Origin of the sequence: Meiothermus rufus DSM 22234 (genome assembly GCF_000423425.1) — a bacterium.
Taxonomy (GTDB): Bacteria; Deinococcota; Deinococci; order Deinococcales; family Thermaceae; genus Meiothermus; species Meiothermus rufus.
The window spans coordinates 1-16,316 of sequence record NZ_AUHY01000024.1 but is presented as its reverse complement, the minus strand read 5'-3'; the positions used below and the strand labels follow the sequence as shown (position 1 = coordinate 16,316).

The 16,316-nt window shown below is 63.3% G+C and carries 12 protein-coding genes; 10 read left to right on the top strand and 2 right to left on the bottom strand.

Going from position 1 to position 16,316, the window contains the following annotated elements; genetic code table 11:
• Positions 1-6: 6 nt before the first annotated feature.
• The 4 genes from mfd (at position 7) to hepT (ending at position 4,055) form a co-directional block, all read left to right on the top strand.
• Positions 7-2,967: a transcription-repair coupling factor gene (gene mfd / locus G552_RS0105935; protein WP_027882200.1), complete on the top strand. Its 2,961-nt coding sequence runs from the start codon at positions 7-9 to the stop codon at positions 2,965-2,967.
• 20 nt (positions 2,968-2,987) lie between these two features.
• Positions 2,988-3,098, top strand: a complete 111-nt coding sequence (locus G552_RS16940; RefSeq protein ID WP_281167337.1) for a choice-of-anchor Q domain-containing protein — start codon at positions 2,988-2,990, stop codon at positions 3,096-3,098.
• Between the two features lie 158 nt (positions 3,099-3,256).
• Entirely contained in the window at positions 3,257-3,655 is a 399-nt protein-coding gene (mntA, locus tag G552_RS0105930; RefSeq protein WP_027882199.1) for a type VII toxin-antitoxin system MntA family adenylyltransferase antitoxin, read from the top strand.
• Positions 3,642-4,055, top strand: coding sequence for a type VII toxin-antitoxin system HepT family RNase toxin (gene hepT, locus G552_RS0105925; RefSeq protein WP_027882198.1), 414 nt, complete (start codon positions 3,642-3,644; stop codon positions 4,053-4,055). The genes mntA and hepT overlap by 14 nt, the downstream gene beginning before the upstream one ends.
• Here hepT and hemW read toward each other — a convergent pair.
• Positions 4,027-5,148 carry a radical SAM family heme chaperone HemW gene (gene hemW / locus G552_RS0105920; RefSeq protein ID WP_156890683.1) on the bottom strand — a complete coding sequence of 374 codons (1,122 nt, stop codon included), beginning with the start codon at positions 5,146-5,148 and terminating at the stop codon, positions 4,027-4,029. The genes hepT and hemW overlap by 29 nt on opposite strands.
• Positions 5,149-5,481: 333 nt before the next feature.
• On the opposite strand from hemW, the gene rpoB reads away from it, so the two are divergent.
• From rpoB to G552_RS0105895, 5 genes are read left to right on the top strand one after another with little or no spacing between them, the layout of a single operon-like run.
• On the top strand, positions 5,482-8,856 hold the full coding sequence (gene rpoB, locus G552_RS0105915; protein ID WP_027882196.1) for a DNA-directed RNA polymerase subunit beta: 3,375 nt from the start codon (positions 5,482-5,484) through the stop codon (positions 8,854-8,856).
• A gap of 48 nt (positions 8,857-8,904) precedes the next feature.
• Positions 8,905-13,485: a DNA-directed RNA polymerase subunit beta' gene (locus G552_RS0105910; RefSeq protein WP_027882195.1), complete on the top strand. Its 4,581-nt coding sequence runs from the start codon at positions 8,905-8,907 to the stop codon at positions 13,483-13,485.
• Between the two features lie 41 nt (positions 13,486-13,526).
• On the top strand, positions 13,527-14,123 hold the full coding sequence (locus G552_RS0105905) for a class II aldolase/adducin family protein (RefSeq protein ID WP_027882194.1): 597 nt from the start codon (positions 13,527-13,529) through the stop codon (positions 14,121-14,123).
• A 22-nt stretch (positions 14,124-14,145) separates the two neighbouring features.
• Positions 14,146-14,397, top strand: coding sequence for a hypothetical protein (locus G552_RS14870; protein WP_342664857.1), 252 nt, complete (start codon positions 14,146-14,148; stop codon positions 14,395-14,397).
• Between the two features lie 23 nt (positions 14,398-14,420).
• A complete protein-coding gene (locus G552_RS0105895) occupies positions 14,421-15,284 on the top strand; it encodes an alpha/beta fold hydrolase (RefSeq protein ID WP_027882193.1) in 864 nt (287 codons plus the stop codon).
• Here the strand turns inward: G552_RS0105895 and G552_RS0105890 are convergent.
• Entirely contained in the window at positions 15,281-15,895 is a 615-nt protein-coding gene (locus G552_RS0105890) for a TetR/AcrR family transcriptional regulator (RefSeq protein ID WP_051195700.1), read from the bottom strand. The two genes, G552_RS0105895 and G552_RS0105890, sit on opposite strands and share 4 nt — an antisense overlap.
• Before the next feature lie 159 nt (positions 15,896-16,054).
• Between G552_RS0105890 and G552_RS14865 the strand changes: the two genes are divergently transcribed.
• The coding region (locus G552_RS14865; RefSeq protein ID WP_156890682.1) for a helix-turn-helix domain-containing protein at positions 16,055-16,316 on the top strand (262 nt) is incomplete at its 3' end.

The window sequence follows — 16,316 nt, the reverse complement described above, 5'->3', positions numbered from 1 at the left end:
CGGGCCATGAACCCAACGCTAAAGCCCATCCTCAACCATTACCTACCCGGCCTGCCCCAGGTGGCGCGGGCCCTGCTTTTTGCCCAAGCCCAGGGGCCGCGGGTGCTTTTGTGCCCCGAGGAGCGCCTGCCGCTGTACGCCGACCTGGCCAGCCTAGGGGTTACAGCCTATGTAAACCCTGGCCTCGAGGCCTGGGGGGAGGCCCAGGTGGTGGTCATGAGCTATGCCGAGGCTCTGGCCCCCTTCCCCCAAGAGCCCCAGGACTGGCGGTTGGTGCTGGGGGTAGGGCAGCGCTACTTGCGCTCCGAACTGCTAAAGCGGCTGGATTGCCTGGGCTATGGGCGGGATGAAGACTATAGGGTGCAAGGCGAGGTGCTCGAGCTTTACCCAGCCAAGCTGCGGCTGGAGTTCTTCGGCGACGAGCTAGAGAGGCTGTGGGTGGAAGGCCAGCCCCAGGGGCGCTACGTTCTGGTGGCCCGCGAGGGCAAGGCGGAGGCCTGGAGTTCAACCAAGCTCGAGCACTTCCCCGGCCCGGTCTACCTCGACACCCCCGCCTTGGCTCCGGAAGCGCTATGGCCCCTTTTGCAGGGGCGCGATCGGGTGGCCTTTGGCCTGGGGGGGCCGGAGCTTTCGGTGTGCGCGTTACCCTACCACCCCCTGCCCCCTTACCGGGCCCGCCTCTCCCGTTTTGTGGAGGATGTGCAGGCCTGGTTGGCCCAGGGCTACGCGGTGGTCTTCTTCTACCGCCATCCCAAAAGCCGGGCCTACCTTTTGGGCAAGCTAGAGGGCCTGCCCATCCAGAGTGCAGCCCAGGTTGGTACCCCTTCTGCGGGCCGGCTGACCTTGGTGCCGGCCCCCTTTGAAGGGGGCGTGTTGGATGAGGCAGCCAGGGTGGTCTACCTAAGCGAGGCCCATCTCTACGCTTTTGGGTCGGCGGAGGCTCTGCGGGGCCGGCGGGTAGTGGGCACCGGGGTAGAAGACCCCGGGGCTTTGGCAGAAGGCGACTACCTGATTCACCCCGAGCATGGCATCGGGCAGTACCTGGGCCTAGAGACCCGCGAGGTGCTGGGGGCCAAGCGCGACTATCTGGTACTGCGTTACGCGGGCGAAGGGCGGCTGTACCTGCCGGTGGAGCAGCTACCCCTGCTCAAGCGCCACCCCGGCACCACCGACGACCCCCCGGCCCTTTCCTCCTTGGGCAAGGGGGAGTGGAAACGGGCTAAAGAGAAGGCCCAGAAAGACGCGGAAGAGCTGGCCCAGCGCCTGTTGGTGCTGCATGCTAGGCGCGAGGCCACCCCAGGCCGGGCCTTTGGCCCCCTGCCGGAGTGGGATGCCCTGGTGGCGGCCAACTTCCCCCACACTCTCACCCCCGACCAGGCCAAGGCTTTAGAGGAGGTTTTGCGCGACCTCGAGGCCCCCCGGCCCATGGATCGGCTCATCTCGGGGGATGTGGGCTTTGGCAAAACCGAGGTGGCCCTGCGGGCCGCCCACCGGGTGGTGGGGCATGGGGCCCAGGTGGCCTTGCTGGTGCCCACCACCTTGCTGGCCGAACAGCATTGGCAAACCTTCCGCCAGCGCCTAGCCGGCCTACCGGTACGGGTGGCCGGGCTTTCCCGCTTTACTTCAGAGCGAGAGGAGCGGGCCATTCTGGAAGGGTTAGCCCAAGGGCAGATAGACATTGTCATCGGTACCCACCGGCTGCTTTCTCCCGACGTGCGCTTCCGCGACCTGGGGCTTTTGATCATCGACGAGGAGCACCGCTTCGGGGTGGCCCAGAAGGAGCGCATCCGCGAGCTGAGCGCGGCCTTGGACACCCTCTACCTCTCGGCCACCCCCATCCCCCGCAGCCTCTACAGCGCGCTGGTGGGCCTGCGCGACCTTTCCAGCATCCAAACCCCTCCCCCGGGCCGCAAGCCCATCCGCACCGTGCTGGCCCCCTTCGACCCCAGTCTGGTGCGCCAGGCCGTAATGGATGAGCTCGAGCGCGAAGGCAAGGTCTTCTACGTGCACGACCGGGTGGCCAGCCTGCCGGCCCGCCGCCAGTACCTGGAGGCCCTCATCCCCGAGGCCCGCATCGGGATGGTGCACGGCCAGATGAACGAGGCCGAGATTGAAGAGACCATGCAGGCTTTTGCCGAAGGGGCTTTTGACGTGCTGCTGGCCACCACCATCATCGAGAGCGGCCTGGATATCCCCGAGGCCAACACCCTGATTGTGGAGCGGGCCGACCGGCTGGGCCTGGCGGCGCTCTACCAGCTCAGGGGCCGGGTGGGCCGGCGCGATAAGGAAGCCTGGGCTTACCTCTTCCACCCCCTGCGCCTGAGTGAGGGGGCCGAGCGCCGTCTGGCCGCCATTGCCGACCTTTCCGACCTGGGCTCGGGCCACCTCCTGGCCGAAAAAGATATGGAGATCCGCGGGGTGGGCAACCTCCTGGGCCCCGAGCAGCATGGGCACATCCGGTCGGTGAGCCTGGAGATCTACACCGAGCTACTCTCCGAGGCCATCCGCAAGCTCAAAGGGGAAGCCATAGAGCCCGAGCGCCATGTCACCCTGGATGTGCAGCTTTCGGCCCGGCTGACCCCGGAGTACATCCCCAGCCCTGCGGCCCGCAGCCGCTACTATGGCCGCCTGGCCGAGTGTAAGAGCCTGGCCCAGCTGGCCCGCCTGGTGCGGGAGCTAAAGGAGCGCTACGGCCCGGCCCCCCAGGAGGTGGAAAACTTCCTGGCCCTGACCAAGCTGCGCCTGGTGGCCCAGGCCAAAGGGGTGGTCTCCATCACCGAGGATATGCTGTACTTGCAGATCGCTTTCCAGACGCCCCGCCTGGACTACGACGCCCGTGCCCTGCGGGCTTTGCCCTTCCGGGTGGAGGCCACCCAGTACCCCCCGGGCTTTCGCCTGGTCAAAAAGGGCCTCTCTCCCGAGGGCTACCTTGGGGCGCTCTTGGAGGTGCTCTACCTGGTGGAATAGGGCCGAGCAGCCTGGATAAGGTGCCGGCGGCTAGCTGCACCGACCTGAGCAACAACCCGCTCTCTACCGACGCCCGCGGGGTGAGCCGGCCCCGGGGTTCGGCCTGCGATATTGGGGCAGTGGAGCGCTAGGGCTTTCGCACCCCAGGGGGCCGCTGCCAGGCGGCCCTTTTGCTTTTTAAGCATCGCAATGTCGGAATTTCAAGGATGAACGCCCTTCTGCCGTGCCGCCTCGAGGCCCTTTTGCGCCAGCGCCCAGGGGCCACGTCCGGTTGCGCTACCCTAAGGGTATGGGGAGATCTTCCCAACCGCTCGGCGTGCTGTTTGCCCGCTATCCCCAGGTGCAGGCGGCTTTTTTGTTCGGTTCGCGCGCCCGTGGCCAGGCTCGAGCGGCTAGCGATTGGGACTTGGCGGTGTACCTAGAACCCCCAGAGCCCGACCCTACGCTAGATCTGCTCACCGATTTAGTGAAGGCGGGTTTCGAGCGGGTAGACCTGCTGGTTTTGAACCATGCCCCGCTGGTGCTGGCCTTCGAGGTGGTGCGGGCCAACCGGGTCGTCTACCAACGGGCTGGTTTCTGCCTGGGCTGCTATGTTTCACGGGTAGTGCGCGAGTACTGGGATTTGGAGCCCCTCCTGCGGGTGCAGCGGGAGGCGATGAAGAGGCGGTGGCTCGGTGACCCGGCCTGAGGTGTTGCGGCGGCGGCTTGCGCATTTGGAGGCGTGCTTGAGGGTGTTGCGGGGGCTGGCCCGCTCCACTCCTGAGGAGTTCTTAGCTAACCCCGAGCGCTATGGTGCAACGGAGCGGTTTTTGCAACTATCTATCGAGGCCATCAGCGACATGGCTGCCCATCTGGCCGCGGACGAGAATTGGGGGAGTTTCGAGCGTGCTAGGGATTTGGTTTACATCTTTCGCGCGTGGGGTTTGGTGGGCGAGGCTCTGGCTGAGCGGTGGTTGCGCATGATCGGGTTTCGTAACCTGTTAGTGCGCGAGTATCTGGAGATCGACCGGCGGAGGGTTTATGGGGTTTTGCAGGAGAATCCAGATGACCTCGAGGCCCTTAGCCGGGTGTTCGCCCGCTTCCTATAAGCTCGAGCCCCTCCCACAGCCTTAGGATGAGCGGGTGCAGGGTGTTGCGCCAGGTGGCCCGCAGCCGCTGGCCCTCCACCTGTAGGGCGCCTTCGGCCTCCAGCCCCTGCACCACCGGCTTTAGCCAAGCCCAAAGGGGTAGGCCGGTGCGGGCCTCGAGGGCGCCCACATCCACCCCTTCCTGTAACCTTAGCCCCAGCATCAGGGCTTCTTTGGCGTGCTCGAGCGGGCTGATCGCCTCGAGCGAGGGCGCCTCTCCCGCCAGCCAGCGCGGGAGCGGGGGGTGGGTGAGGCGGAGGCTGTAGGTTCCGTTGTTCCCCGGATAGTGGCCCACCGCCGAAGGCCCCAGCGCACCCCAGAACCCAGCCTGCCAGTACAGGCGGTTGTGCTGGCTCTCTTCGCCAGGCCGGGCAAAGTTGGAGACCTCGTAGCGCAAAAGCCCGGCTGCCCCTAGGGTTTCCTCGGCCTGCTCGAGGGCGGCGGCTTCCAGCTCTTCCTCCAGCCGGATGCCCTGCAGGGCAAAGGGAGTGCCGGGTTCGATTTGCAGGGTGTAGGCCGAGACATGCCCTACCCCTAGGGCCACCGCTTCGCCCAGGTCGGCCTCGAAGTCCTGGCCGGGTAGGCCCAGAATCAGGTCTATCGAGGTGCGCAAACCAGCCTCTAAGCTTAGCTCCACTGCCCGTAAGGCCCCTTTACGCCCATGGGCCCGGCCCAGGGTTTTGAGCACGCTTTCCTGAAAACTCTGTACGCCGAGGGAGAGCCGGTTCACCCCCAGGTGTTTGAACAGGGCCAGCCGCTCGGGGTTGAGGGTGCCGGGGTTGGCCTCCAGGGTCACCTCTGCGTCGGGCTGAAGCGGCCAGGGGAGGAGGGCGAAGAGGCGCTCGAGTTCGCCTGCACGGAGGAAACTTGGCGTGCCCCCGCCGAAGTAGAGCGTCTTTAGCGGGCCTGGAAAGCGCTCGTAAAGGGCTGCGGCTTCCTCGGCCAGACGCTTTAGATAAGCCTCCACCACCCCGCCCTGCCGCCGGACGACGTGGAAGTCGCAGTAGGGGCAAAGGGTGGGGCAGAAGGGGACGTGAACGTACAAGCCTAGCAAAGCCTTCTCCTCTTTCCCCATCATGGTTCTAAGCCACCTTGGCGTCCACCCCTTGTAGGCCAACCCCCCCTGTGCTACACTTTGGCCCAGCAGCTTGAACCTTCGAGGTGCATATTGCATTGGTGCGCACGGTTGTGCTATTCTTTTTTTGTGTTTTGTGGCCAGCCCCTAGGGCGTAACCCACAAAAAGCGTAAGAGCCAGCCGCCGCAGGGAGCCTCTCGCCTGCGGAAGAACCCTGTTAGCTTACGGAAAACCCCCACAGCGACCCCAAGCCAGCCGTTTTCGTGCGGCTGTCGCGCGAAAACGTGTCCACAGGGTTACGAGGTGTTTGGATGGAGATAAAGCGGTTCGGCAAGATTAAAGAAGTCATTCCCCTACCCCCCCTTACCGAAATCCAGGTTGAGTCCTACGCCAAAGCCTTGCAAGCCAAGGTACCCCCGGCCAAGCGGGAGCCGGTGGGGTTGCAGGCGGCCTTCAAGGAGACCTTTCCCATCGAGGAGGGGGAGAAGGGCCGGGGGCTGGTGCTGGACTTCCTCGAGTACCGCCTGGGCGACCCCCCTTTCGACCAGGACGAGTGCCGGGAAAAAGACCTCACCTACCAGGCCCCGCTCTATGCCAAGCTACAGCTTATCCACCGCGATACCGGCCTGATTAAGGAAGATGAGGTCTTCCTGGGCGACCTGCCCCTGATGACCGAGGATGGCTCCTTCATCATCAACGGGGCCGACCGGGTCATTGTCTCTCAGATTCACCGCTCGCCTGGGGTCTACTTCACCGCCGACCAGGCCCGTCCAGGCCGCTATGTGGCCTCGGTTATTCCACTGCCCAAACGGGGGCCTTGGATCGACCTCGAGTTCGAGCAGTCGGGCGTGGTGGTAATGAAGGTCAACAAAAAGAAATTCCCCCTAGCCCTCTTGTTGCGGGTTTTGGGTTTTACCACGGAAAGTCTGAGTAAGGAGCTTTCCGCCTACCCCGACCTTCTGCCAGGGTTGCTCGAGGCCCAGTACCGCGGCACCAAGGTTCTGGAGATGGGCACTGACGAGGCTTTGCTGAAGCTCTTTACCGAGCTGCGCCCCGGCGACCCTCCCAAGCGTGATAAGGCCATGGCCTACCTACACTCCTTGCTTTCCGACCCCCGGCGTTACGACCTGGGCGAGGCTGGCAAGTACAAGGCGCAGCAAAAGCTGGGCATTCAGCTTTCGGGCCGGATGCTGGTTCGCTTCGAAAACGGCGAGTTCAAGGACGAGGGCCTGTTGGCGGTGCTCAAATACCTCTTTGCCCTGCAAAGCGGCGAGCCCGGGTACGAGGCGGACGACATCGATCACCTGGGCAACCGTCGCATCCGCACGGTGGGCGAGCTTCTAGCCGACCAGTTCCGGGTGGGCCTTTCCCGTCTGGCCCGCGGCGTGCGCGAGCGGATGCTTTTGGGCACCCCCGAGAGCGCGACCCCGGCTAAGTTGGTCAACAACCGCCCGTTGGTGGCGGCCATCCGTGAGTTCTTCGGGCGTAGCCAGCTTTCCCAGTTCAAAGACCAGACTAACCCCCTCTCTGAGCTGCGTCACAAGCGGCGTATTTCGGCCTTAGGGCCGGGGGGGCTGACCCGGGAGCGGGCCGGCTTCGACGTGCGCGACGTGCACCGCACCCACTATGGCCGCATCTGTCCCATCGAGACCCCCGAAGGGGCCAACATCGGTCTGATTAGCTCCCTAGCCTCCTTTGGCCGCATCAACGACCTGGGCTTCATCCTCACCCCCTACCGCAAGGTGGTGAATGGGCAGGTTACCGACCAGGTGGAGTTCATGACCGCTACCGAGGAGGATCGCTATACCATTGCCCAGGCCAACACCCCCTTGCGCCCAGATGGTCACTTCGACACCCATCAGGTGGTGGCCCGCCGCAAAGGGGAGCCCATGGTGGTGCGGCCCGAGGAGGTCGAGTACATGGACGTCTCGCCCAAGCAGATCTTCTCGGTGAACACCAACCTGATTCCCTTCCTCGAGCACGATGACGCCAACCGGGCCTTGATGGGCTCCAACATGCAGGCCCAGGCCGTCCCCCTGATCCGGGCCCAAAGCCCGGTGGTGATGACCGGGGTAGAGGAACGGGTGGTGCGCGACTCGCTGACCTCGCTGTACTCCAGCGTGGATGGGGTTGTGGAGTACGTGGATAGCTGCAAGATCATGGTGCGGGGAGAGGATCGGGGCCTGTATGAGTTTCCCTTGCGCCGCTTTGTCCGCTCGAACCAGGGCACTGCCCTCGACCAGCGTCCCCGCGTCTACAGGGGGCAAAGGGTCAAGAAGGGGGAACTCCTAGCCGATGGCCCGGCCTCGGAGGAAGGGCACCTAGCCCTGGGGCAGAATGTGTTGGTGGCCATCATGCCCTTTGATGGCTACAACTACGAGGACGCCATCGTCATCTCTGAAGATTTGCTGCGGCGCGACTTCTACACCTCGGTGCACATCGAGCGCTACGAGATTGAGGCCCGCGACACCAAGTTGGGTCCGGAGCGCATAACTCGCGATATTCCCAACCTTTCCGAAGCCGCCCTGCGCGACCTGGACGAAGATGGGGTGGTGCGCATTGGGGCCGAGGTCAAGGCGGGGGATATTCTGGTGGGCCGCACCAGCTTCAAAGGCGAGACCGAGCCCACCCCAGAAGAGCGCCTTTTGCGCAGTATCTTCGGTGAGAAGGCCCGCGATGTGAAGGACACCTCCTTGCGGGTGCCCCCGGGTGAGGGTGGGATTGTGGTGCGCACCCTGCGCCTGCGCCGGGGCGACCCCGGGGTGGAGCTCAAGCCCGGGGTGCGCGAGGTGGTACGGGTTTATGTAGCGCAGAAGCGCAAGCTGCAGGTGGGGGATAAGCTGGCCAACCGCCACGGGAACAAGGGGGTAGTGGCCAAAATCCTGCCCCCCGAGGACATGCCCCACCTACCCGATGGCACCCCGGTAGACATCGTGCTCAATCCGCTGGGCGTGCCCAGCCGGATGAACCTGGGCCAGATTTTGGAAACCCACCTGGGGCTGGCGGGTTACGAATTGGGCCTGAAGTTCATCACCCCGGTCTTTGATGGTGTGGCCGAGGAAGAGATTAAGGAGATGCTGGGCCAGGCCTTCGACCGGCGATGGGCCGAGCGCACCAAGGCCGGTTTTGGCCTAGACAACCGCGAGCGGGAGGTGCTGGCTAGGGCAGCCAAGCTGGGCCTGGTGCAGGCCGATGCCGATCCGGTTGAGCAGCTACGCGAGGTGGCCCAGCAGGGTAAGAGCGTGCTGTACGATGGCCGCACCGGGGAGCCCATCGAGGGGCCGATTGTGGTGGGGGTGATGTACATCATGAAGCTCTACCACATGGTGGAGGACAAGATGCACGCTCGTTCTACTGGCCCTTACTCCCTCATCACCCAGCAGCCCCTGGGCGGAAAGGCCCAGTTCGGTGGGCAGCGCTTTGGTGAGATGGAAGTCTGGGCTCTCGAGGCCTACGGGGCAGCCCACACCCTGCAGGAGATTCTCACCCTCAAGTCCGACGACATCGAAGGGCGCAATGCCGCCTACGAGGCGGTGGTCAAGGGCGAGGATGTGCCCGAGGCCAGCGTGCCGGAGAGCTTCCGCGTGTTGGTGAAGGAGCTACAGTCGTTGGGCTTGGACGTAGAGACCTACGACGAGAACAGCCGTAACCTGGACATCTTCGAAGGATTGGCCAGCCGGCGGTAACCGCTAGGGGAGGCCGGTTTATCCCCCTTCTCATGGAGTGAGCGAATGATCAAACGAGAAGTCCGCAAAGTACGCATCGGCCTGGCCTCGCCAGAAAAGATTCGTAGCTGGAGCTACGGCGAGGTAGAAAAGCCCGAGACCATCAACTACCGTACCCTCAAACCCGAGCGCGATGGTCTCTTCGATGAGCGCATCTTTGGGCCGCAGAAGGACTACGAGTGCGCCTGCGGCAAATACAAGCGCCAGCGCTTCGAGGGCAAGGTGTGCGAGCGCTGCGGTGTCGAGGTAACCAAGAGCATCGTGCGGCGCTACCGCATGGGGCATGTGGAGCTGGCCACCCCGGTAGCCCACATCTGGTACGTGAAGGATGTGCCCTCCAAGATCGGAACCCTGCTCGACCTCTCAGCCCAGGAGCTGGAGCAGGTGCTCTACTTCGCCAAGTACATCGTCATCGATCCTAAGGGGGCCATGCTGGGTGGGGTGCCGGTGCAGAAGCGGCAGCTCCTCACCGATGAGGAGTACCGTGAGCTGCGCTTTGGCCGGCAGGAGACCTATGCCATCCCAGCCGGGGTGGATGCGCTGGTAAAGGATGGCGAGGAGGTCAAGAAGGGGCAGGAACTGGCCCCGGGCATCGTGAGCAAGATGGATGGCCTGGCCCTCTTTCGCTTTCCCCGCCGCCTTAGGGTGGCCTACGCCTTCAAGGAGCGGGCCAGCCTGACCCTGCCTAAGGAGGCCTGGATCGAGCAGGACAGCTACAAGCCGGGTGAGCCTATAGCCGACCTCGAGGCCTCCTACCAGATCATCAGCGAGGATGCCGGGGCGGTGGATCTGGAGGAGCTGGAAGAGGGGGCCTTGCTCAAGGTGCGGGACCCCGATACCAGCGAGGTGAGCGCCATCTACCTGATTCCCGCCGGGATGCACCTTAAGGTGGGCCAGGGTGAGCTGGTGGGGCATGGGGATGTGCTGGCCCAAGGCAAGGGGCAGCTCAGGCTTCCTCGAGGGCTCAAGGTGGTGGGCCTCGAGGTGGAGGCCCGTAAGAAAGAGGTTCACCTTAGCTTTACCCTCGAGCGCTCCCGCATAGCCGACTACCCCCTGCAGCCCCATATGCACGTGCTGGTGGCCGAGGGGATGCAGGTGCGTAAGGGCGACAAGCTGGTGGGGGCCATCGAGCCAGAGGAAGAGGTCTTCGCTGAGGCGGATGGGGTGGTGCACCTGCACGAGCCGGCCTCCATCGTGGTGATGAAGGCCAAGCTCTACCCCTTCGAGGACGATGTGGAGGTTACCAACGGCGACCGGGTCTCCCCGGGGGATGCCCTGGCCGATGGGGGCAAGGTGGTCTCGGACATCTATGGCCGGGTGGAGGTGGACTTCATCCGCATGGCTGTGCGCGTCATCGAGTCCTACGATATCGACGCCAAGATGGGGGCCCAGGCCATCCAGGAGCTTTTGAAGGAGATTGACCTGGGGGTGCTCGAGGCCGAGCTGGTGGAGGAGATGAAGCACCCCAGCCGGGCCCGTCGGGCCAAGGCTAGGAAGCGCCTGGAGGTGGTGCGGGCCTTCCGCGACTCGGGCAACCGCCCGGAGTGGATGGTGCTCGAGGCAGTGCCGGTGCTGCCCCCCGACCTGCGCCCCATGGTACAGGTGGATGGCGGGCGCTTTGCCACCTCTGATCTCAACGACCTCTATCGCCGCCTCATCAACCGCAACAACCGCCTGAAGAAGCTGCTGGCCCAGGGGGCCCCAGAGATGATCATCCGCAACGAGAAGCGGATGCTGCAAGAGGCGGTCGACGCTTTGTTGGACAACGGTCGCCGGGGTACCCCGGTCACCAACCCCGGCTCCGACCGGGCGTTGCGCTCCCTTACCGATATTCTCTCAGGTAAGCAAGGCCGCTTCCGCCAGAACCTCTTGGGCAAGCGGGTGGATTACTCGGGCCGCAGCGTGATTGTGGTGGGGCCCCAGCTCAAGCTGCACCAGTGCGGCCTGCCCAAGCGGATGGCCCTAGAACTCTTCAAGCCCTTCCTCTTGAAAAGGATGGAGGAGAAGGGCATCGCCAACAACGTCAAGAGTGCCCGAAAGATGCTGGAGCGCTCCCGCGACATCAAGGACGAGGTCTGGGACGCCCTGGAAGAGGTCATCCACGGCAAGGTGGTGCTTCTGAACCGCGCCCCCACCCTGCACCGCCTGGGTATCCAGGCCTTCCAGCCGGTGCTGGTCGAAGGCCAGTCCATCCAGCTCCACCCCCTGGTCTGCGAGGCCTTCAACGCCGACTTCGACGGCGACCAGATGGCCGTGCACGTGCCGCTCTCCAGCTATGCCCAGGCCGAGGCCCGCATCCAGATGCTCTCCAGCCACAACATCCTCTCTCCGGCCTCGGGTGAGCCCATTGCCAAGCCGGCCCGCGACATCATCCTGGGCCTGTACTACATCACCCAGCTCCGCCGCGAGAAGAAGGGTCAGGGTCTGGAGTTTGCCACACCCCAGGAAGCCCTCCAAGCCTATGAGGAAGGCCGGGTAGCCCTCAACGCCCCCATCAAGGTAGCCGGTAAGGAGACCAGCGTAGGCCGCCTGAAGTACGTCTTCAGTAGCGTAGACGAGGCTCTGCTGGCGGTGCAAAACGGGGTGGTAGACCACCAGGATGTGGTCACCGTGCGCCTAGGCGATAAGCTTCTGGAAACCTCGCCCGGGCGGATGCTCTTCTTGCGCATCGTGGCTGAGGCTATCGAGGACCCGCAAAAGGCCCAGGAGCTGGTCAACCTCGAGGTGGCCCAGGAGAAGAACTCCCTCAAGGACCTGGTCTACAAGAGCTTCCTCTCCTTGGGTGTGGAAAAGACAGCTAAGCTCTTGGATGCGCTCAAGTACTACGGCTTTGTCTTTTCCACCACCTCTGGTATTACCATTGGTATCGACGATGCCGTCATTCCAGCGGAGAAAAAGCAATACCTGCAGGAGGCCGATGCCAAGCTGGCCCAGATCGAGCAGGCCTATGAGATGGGCTTGATGACCGAAGAGGAGCGCTTCCAGCAGATTCTCCAGCTTTGGAGCCAGACCACCGAGAAGGTGACTAATGCGGTATTCAAGAACTTCGAGGAGAACTACCCCTTCAACCCCTTGTACGTGATGAGCCAGTCCGGGGCACGGGGTAACCCGCAGCAAATTCGCCAGATTTCCGGGATGCGGGGGCTAATGGCCAAGCCCTCGGGCGAGACCTACCCGGTGCCGGTGAAGGCCTCCTTCCGCGAAGGCCTCACCGTGCTCGAGTACTTCATCTCCACTCACGGAGCCCGCAAGGGTGGGGCCGATACTGCACTGCGCACCGCCGACTCGGGCTACCTGACCCGCAAGCTGCATGATGTGGCCCACGAGGTGATCGTGCGCGAGGCCGACTGCGGCACCCCCGACTACATCTCGGTGCCCCTTTTGCAGTTCGACGAGGCCTTCCGCAACAAGCGGCTGCGCAAGCGGAGCGATATCGAGTCGGGCTTATATGGCCGCACCGTGGCGCGCGAGTTTGAGGTCAAGGGCCAGACCTTCAGCGAAGGGCATCAGCTCAGCCTCGAGGACGTGAACCTAATCATCAAGGCAGCGGAAGAGCGCCTGATTGAGGAAGTGCCGGTGCGCTCACCCCTCACCTGCCGCACCCGCTATGGGGTCTGCCAACAGTGCTACGGCTGGGACCTCTCCATGGCCAAGCTGGTCAACATCGGGGAGAGTGTAGGCGTGGTGGCCGCGGAGTCCATCGGTGAGCCGGGTACCCAACTCACCATGCGCACCTTCCACACCGGGGGGGTGGCCACGGGAACCGACATCACCCAGGGTCTGCCCCGTGTAATCGAGCTCTTCGAGGCCCGCCGTCCCAAGGCCAAGGCGGTAATCGCCGAGATAGACGGCACGGTGCACATCGAGGAACTGGAGGACAAGCTCAGCATCGTGGTCAGCAGCGAGGGCTTCTCTAAGGAGTACCGTGTGCCCAAGGAGGCTCGCCTGACGGTGAAAGAAGGCGAGACGGTGGAGGCCGGCCAGCCGCTGACCCGGGGAGCCATCGATCCCCACCAGCTTCTAGAAGCCAAAGGCCCCGAAGCGGTGGAGCGCTACCTGACCGATGAGATTCAGCGGGTCTACCGGGCCCAAGGGGTGAAGCTGCACGACAAGCATATCGAGGTGATTGTGCGGCAGATGCTCAAGTATGTAGAGATCACCGATCCTGGAGACAGCCGTTACCTCGAGGGCCAGGTCATCGAGAAGTGGGATGTCGAGCAGGCCAACGAGGCCCTGATGGCCGAGGGTAAGGCCCCGGCGAGCTGGAAGCCGGTGCTGATGGGGGTGACCAAGAGTGCCCTCTCCACCAAGAGCTGGCTTTCGGCTGCCAGTTTCCAGCACACCACCCATGTGCTGACCGAGGCGGCCATAGCCGGCAAGCTCGACGAGCTGATTGGCTTGAAGGAAAACGTCATCCTGGGCAAGCTGATCCCGGCCGGTACGGGCTCCGATTTCGTGCGCAACACCCAAGTGGTGGATCAGAAAACCCTCAAGCGCCTAGAGGAAGCCCGCCGCGAGGCCGAACAGGCCCCGGTAGGCGGTGTGCGTCGCCCAGCGGTGCGGCCCGAGCAGCCCGGGCGTGAGGCCTAGCTGGCAGGCCAGCGAAAGGGATCCCCGCCGGGTGCAGGGGAATGAAGGCTAAACTCTACATTACCTTTCAGCAAGTCGGGGCCGACCTGTTTACTGCTGGTCTGGCCTCGGCTACCTCAGGCAATTTCTCGGTGCGGGATGGGCAGGGCTTCTGGATTACCCGCTCTGGGGTGCAGAAAGCCCACCTTACCCCTGAGGATTTACTGTGGCTTCCCCTAAAGCCCGATCCCACACGCGACCAGGGAGCCTCGGTGGAGCGGGGGGTGCATCGGGCGGTCTATGGTTCCACCGAGGCTATGGCGCTGGTGCACGCCCACCCGCGCTATGCCATTGCCCTTTCCTTTCATATGGAGCGCATTGTGCCCATTGACCTCGAGGGACGCTACTACTTTGAGCAAATACCGGTGGTGGCCCCCCAGAGCCTCTCAGCGACCCCGGAGGTTGCCCAGGCCGTGGCCCAGGCCCTACAGCACCATCCGGCCTGTGTAGTGCGCGGCCATGGCGCTTTTGTCAGGGGTACCGGAGCTACTCCAGAGGAAGCATTGCTGCAGGCCTATGCCCGAATGACCAGCCTAGAAGAGGCCTGCCAGGTCTTGTTTCTAGAACGCCTATGGCGCAGCCTGGCTCAGCCGGACTAGATAGGGGGAAGTGGTGCAGGTCATGTTTATTGAGGGCAAAGACGGCGAGGCCCTGCGGGCTTTAGCCCGGGGCTGGCCCTACCCCTATCGGCTGCTTTACCGCGCGGAACAGGGCCTATACCTCCTGGAGGTCTGGGCCTACGCCCCAGGGATTGAGGCCCAAGCGGCTGCTTTGCCCGGGGTACGCTACTGGAGCTTTGCCCTGTTGGAGGAAGGCTGGGTTTCCCAAAGCTCGAGGTTTGGCGAAGAATCTTTTTACGAAGAGAAATCGTGAAAAGATTTACAAAGAGGCCCACCATGCGTGAAGAAATCAACTGGATCCCCCTGGCCCAGGGGGTGGAGGTCTACCTGGAGGATACCGGCCCACTGGAGGCCCCCACCCTTTTGGTATTGCATGGGGGGCCTGGGGGAAGCAGCTATGCTTTGCGGGAAGGGCTAGCCGATTACCTGGAAAGCTTCCGGGTGCTCTACCTCGATCAACGGGGCAGTGGCCGTAGCCCAGCCCTGCCGGAGGACCCTACGCTTTTTACCCTGGATGCGTTGGTAGATGACCTGGCCCGTTTGCGTGAATATCTGGGCCTGGATACCTGGACCCTGCTGGGGCATGGTTTTGGTGGGCTGCTAGCCTTGGAGTATGCCCGGCGTTTTCCCCAGGCTGTGCAGCAGGTACTGACCATCAACCCCTGGGTAAACTTCCCCTGGCTAGCCGGTCAGCTTTACCGGGCTTCCCTCGAGCTTCGGGGTTTGGAAGCGGCCGAGGCTGTGCTGCAAGACCCCACCCTCCTTTTGCAGGAGGCTTTTGCCCATTTAGAACCCAAGCTCCTTTTCGACAAGTTGCTTTTCCCCAGCCCGCACAGCCGCATGGAGTTGGAGTGGATTGCCGAAGGGGGGATGATTCTGGGCGACGATGCGCCGGGCCGTATGTTCGTGCACAATGGGCTCTGGCACCTAGACTACACCCCCTATCTGCTAGACGTACAGACCCCGACTGCCGTGCTGTTGGGCCTTTTGGACGCCAGCAGCTACCCCGAGGCCCAGAGCGTGGCCGACCTGACCGGGGGGCGGCTAGAGTTGATTGAGGGGGCTGGGCACTACCCCTGGATCGACCAGCCCTATGCCTTCGAGGAAGCCCTGCAAAGCGTTTTGCAGGACGTTTATTAGCCCTCAGGAGTGTATCCCAGGGCGCGGAAGATTAGCTTTTGGTAGTGCTGCGATAGCGCCTCGAGGCTTAGCTTGCCTCCAGGGCGGTACCAGTGGTAAGTCCAGTTGAGCGCCGACAGGACGAAGATGGCCGCCAACCGTGCATCTTCTACCCGGAAGACCCCGGCCTTTACCCCTGCCTCGATCACCCGCTTGAAGTGGGCCTCGTAGGCGTCGCGGCGGGCCTTTATCTGGTTTTGTAGTTCGGGGGTGAGGAACTTCCACTCGTGGAAGAAGACCGTGGCGTTATTCAGCTCGCGGGCGATAACCTCGAGGTGGCCGCAGATCAGGCGCTCGAGCTGTTTTTGAGGTGGAAGGTGGGCTGGGATGGAGGTAGCGCTCTCCAAAAACTCGTCAGCAGCCCGGTTGACTAGCTCAAACAACACCTCTTCCTTCGACTGGATGTGGGCGTATAGGCTGCCCCCTTGTAGCTTAACCGCCCGGGCTAGGTCGCGCATGGAGGTGGCATGAAACCCCTGGCGGCTAAACAACTGCCCGGCTGCATCGAGGATTTCGTCACGACGGGTGGGCTTCTCTAACTTGCCATCTTCAAACGAACGGTTGTTCGACACCTTGGCCCATGAGTATAGAAGCTGTTGCAGGTGGCGTCAACGCAGGTGATCCACATTTGCTGTCGCGCCTCTGCCCCCTGGCTGAACCTGGACGGACACATGTGAGACTCTAAGCTGGGATAAAAAGAGGGGAACCAACCAAGAAAGGAGGTTCCCCAGGTGCAGTTTACCACCGTTGGCCGAGAGATATGGCAAGGCGCTAGACAAGCACAGAGGCTGGCCGAGGCCAAAGCAGGCGACCCAGAGGTCAAGGAACGTCTGCGCAAGCTCCGACTGGTCAAAGCCCTGCGTGAAAGTAAAAAGAGCTGGAAGGAGATCCAGGACCTGGTCGGGATCAGCCGGGCCACCTACCACCGCTGGAAAAAAGCCCTAAAAGAAAAGGGCCTGGCCGGACTCAAACCCCGCTCCCGCCGCCCTAAGC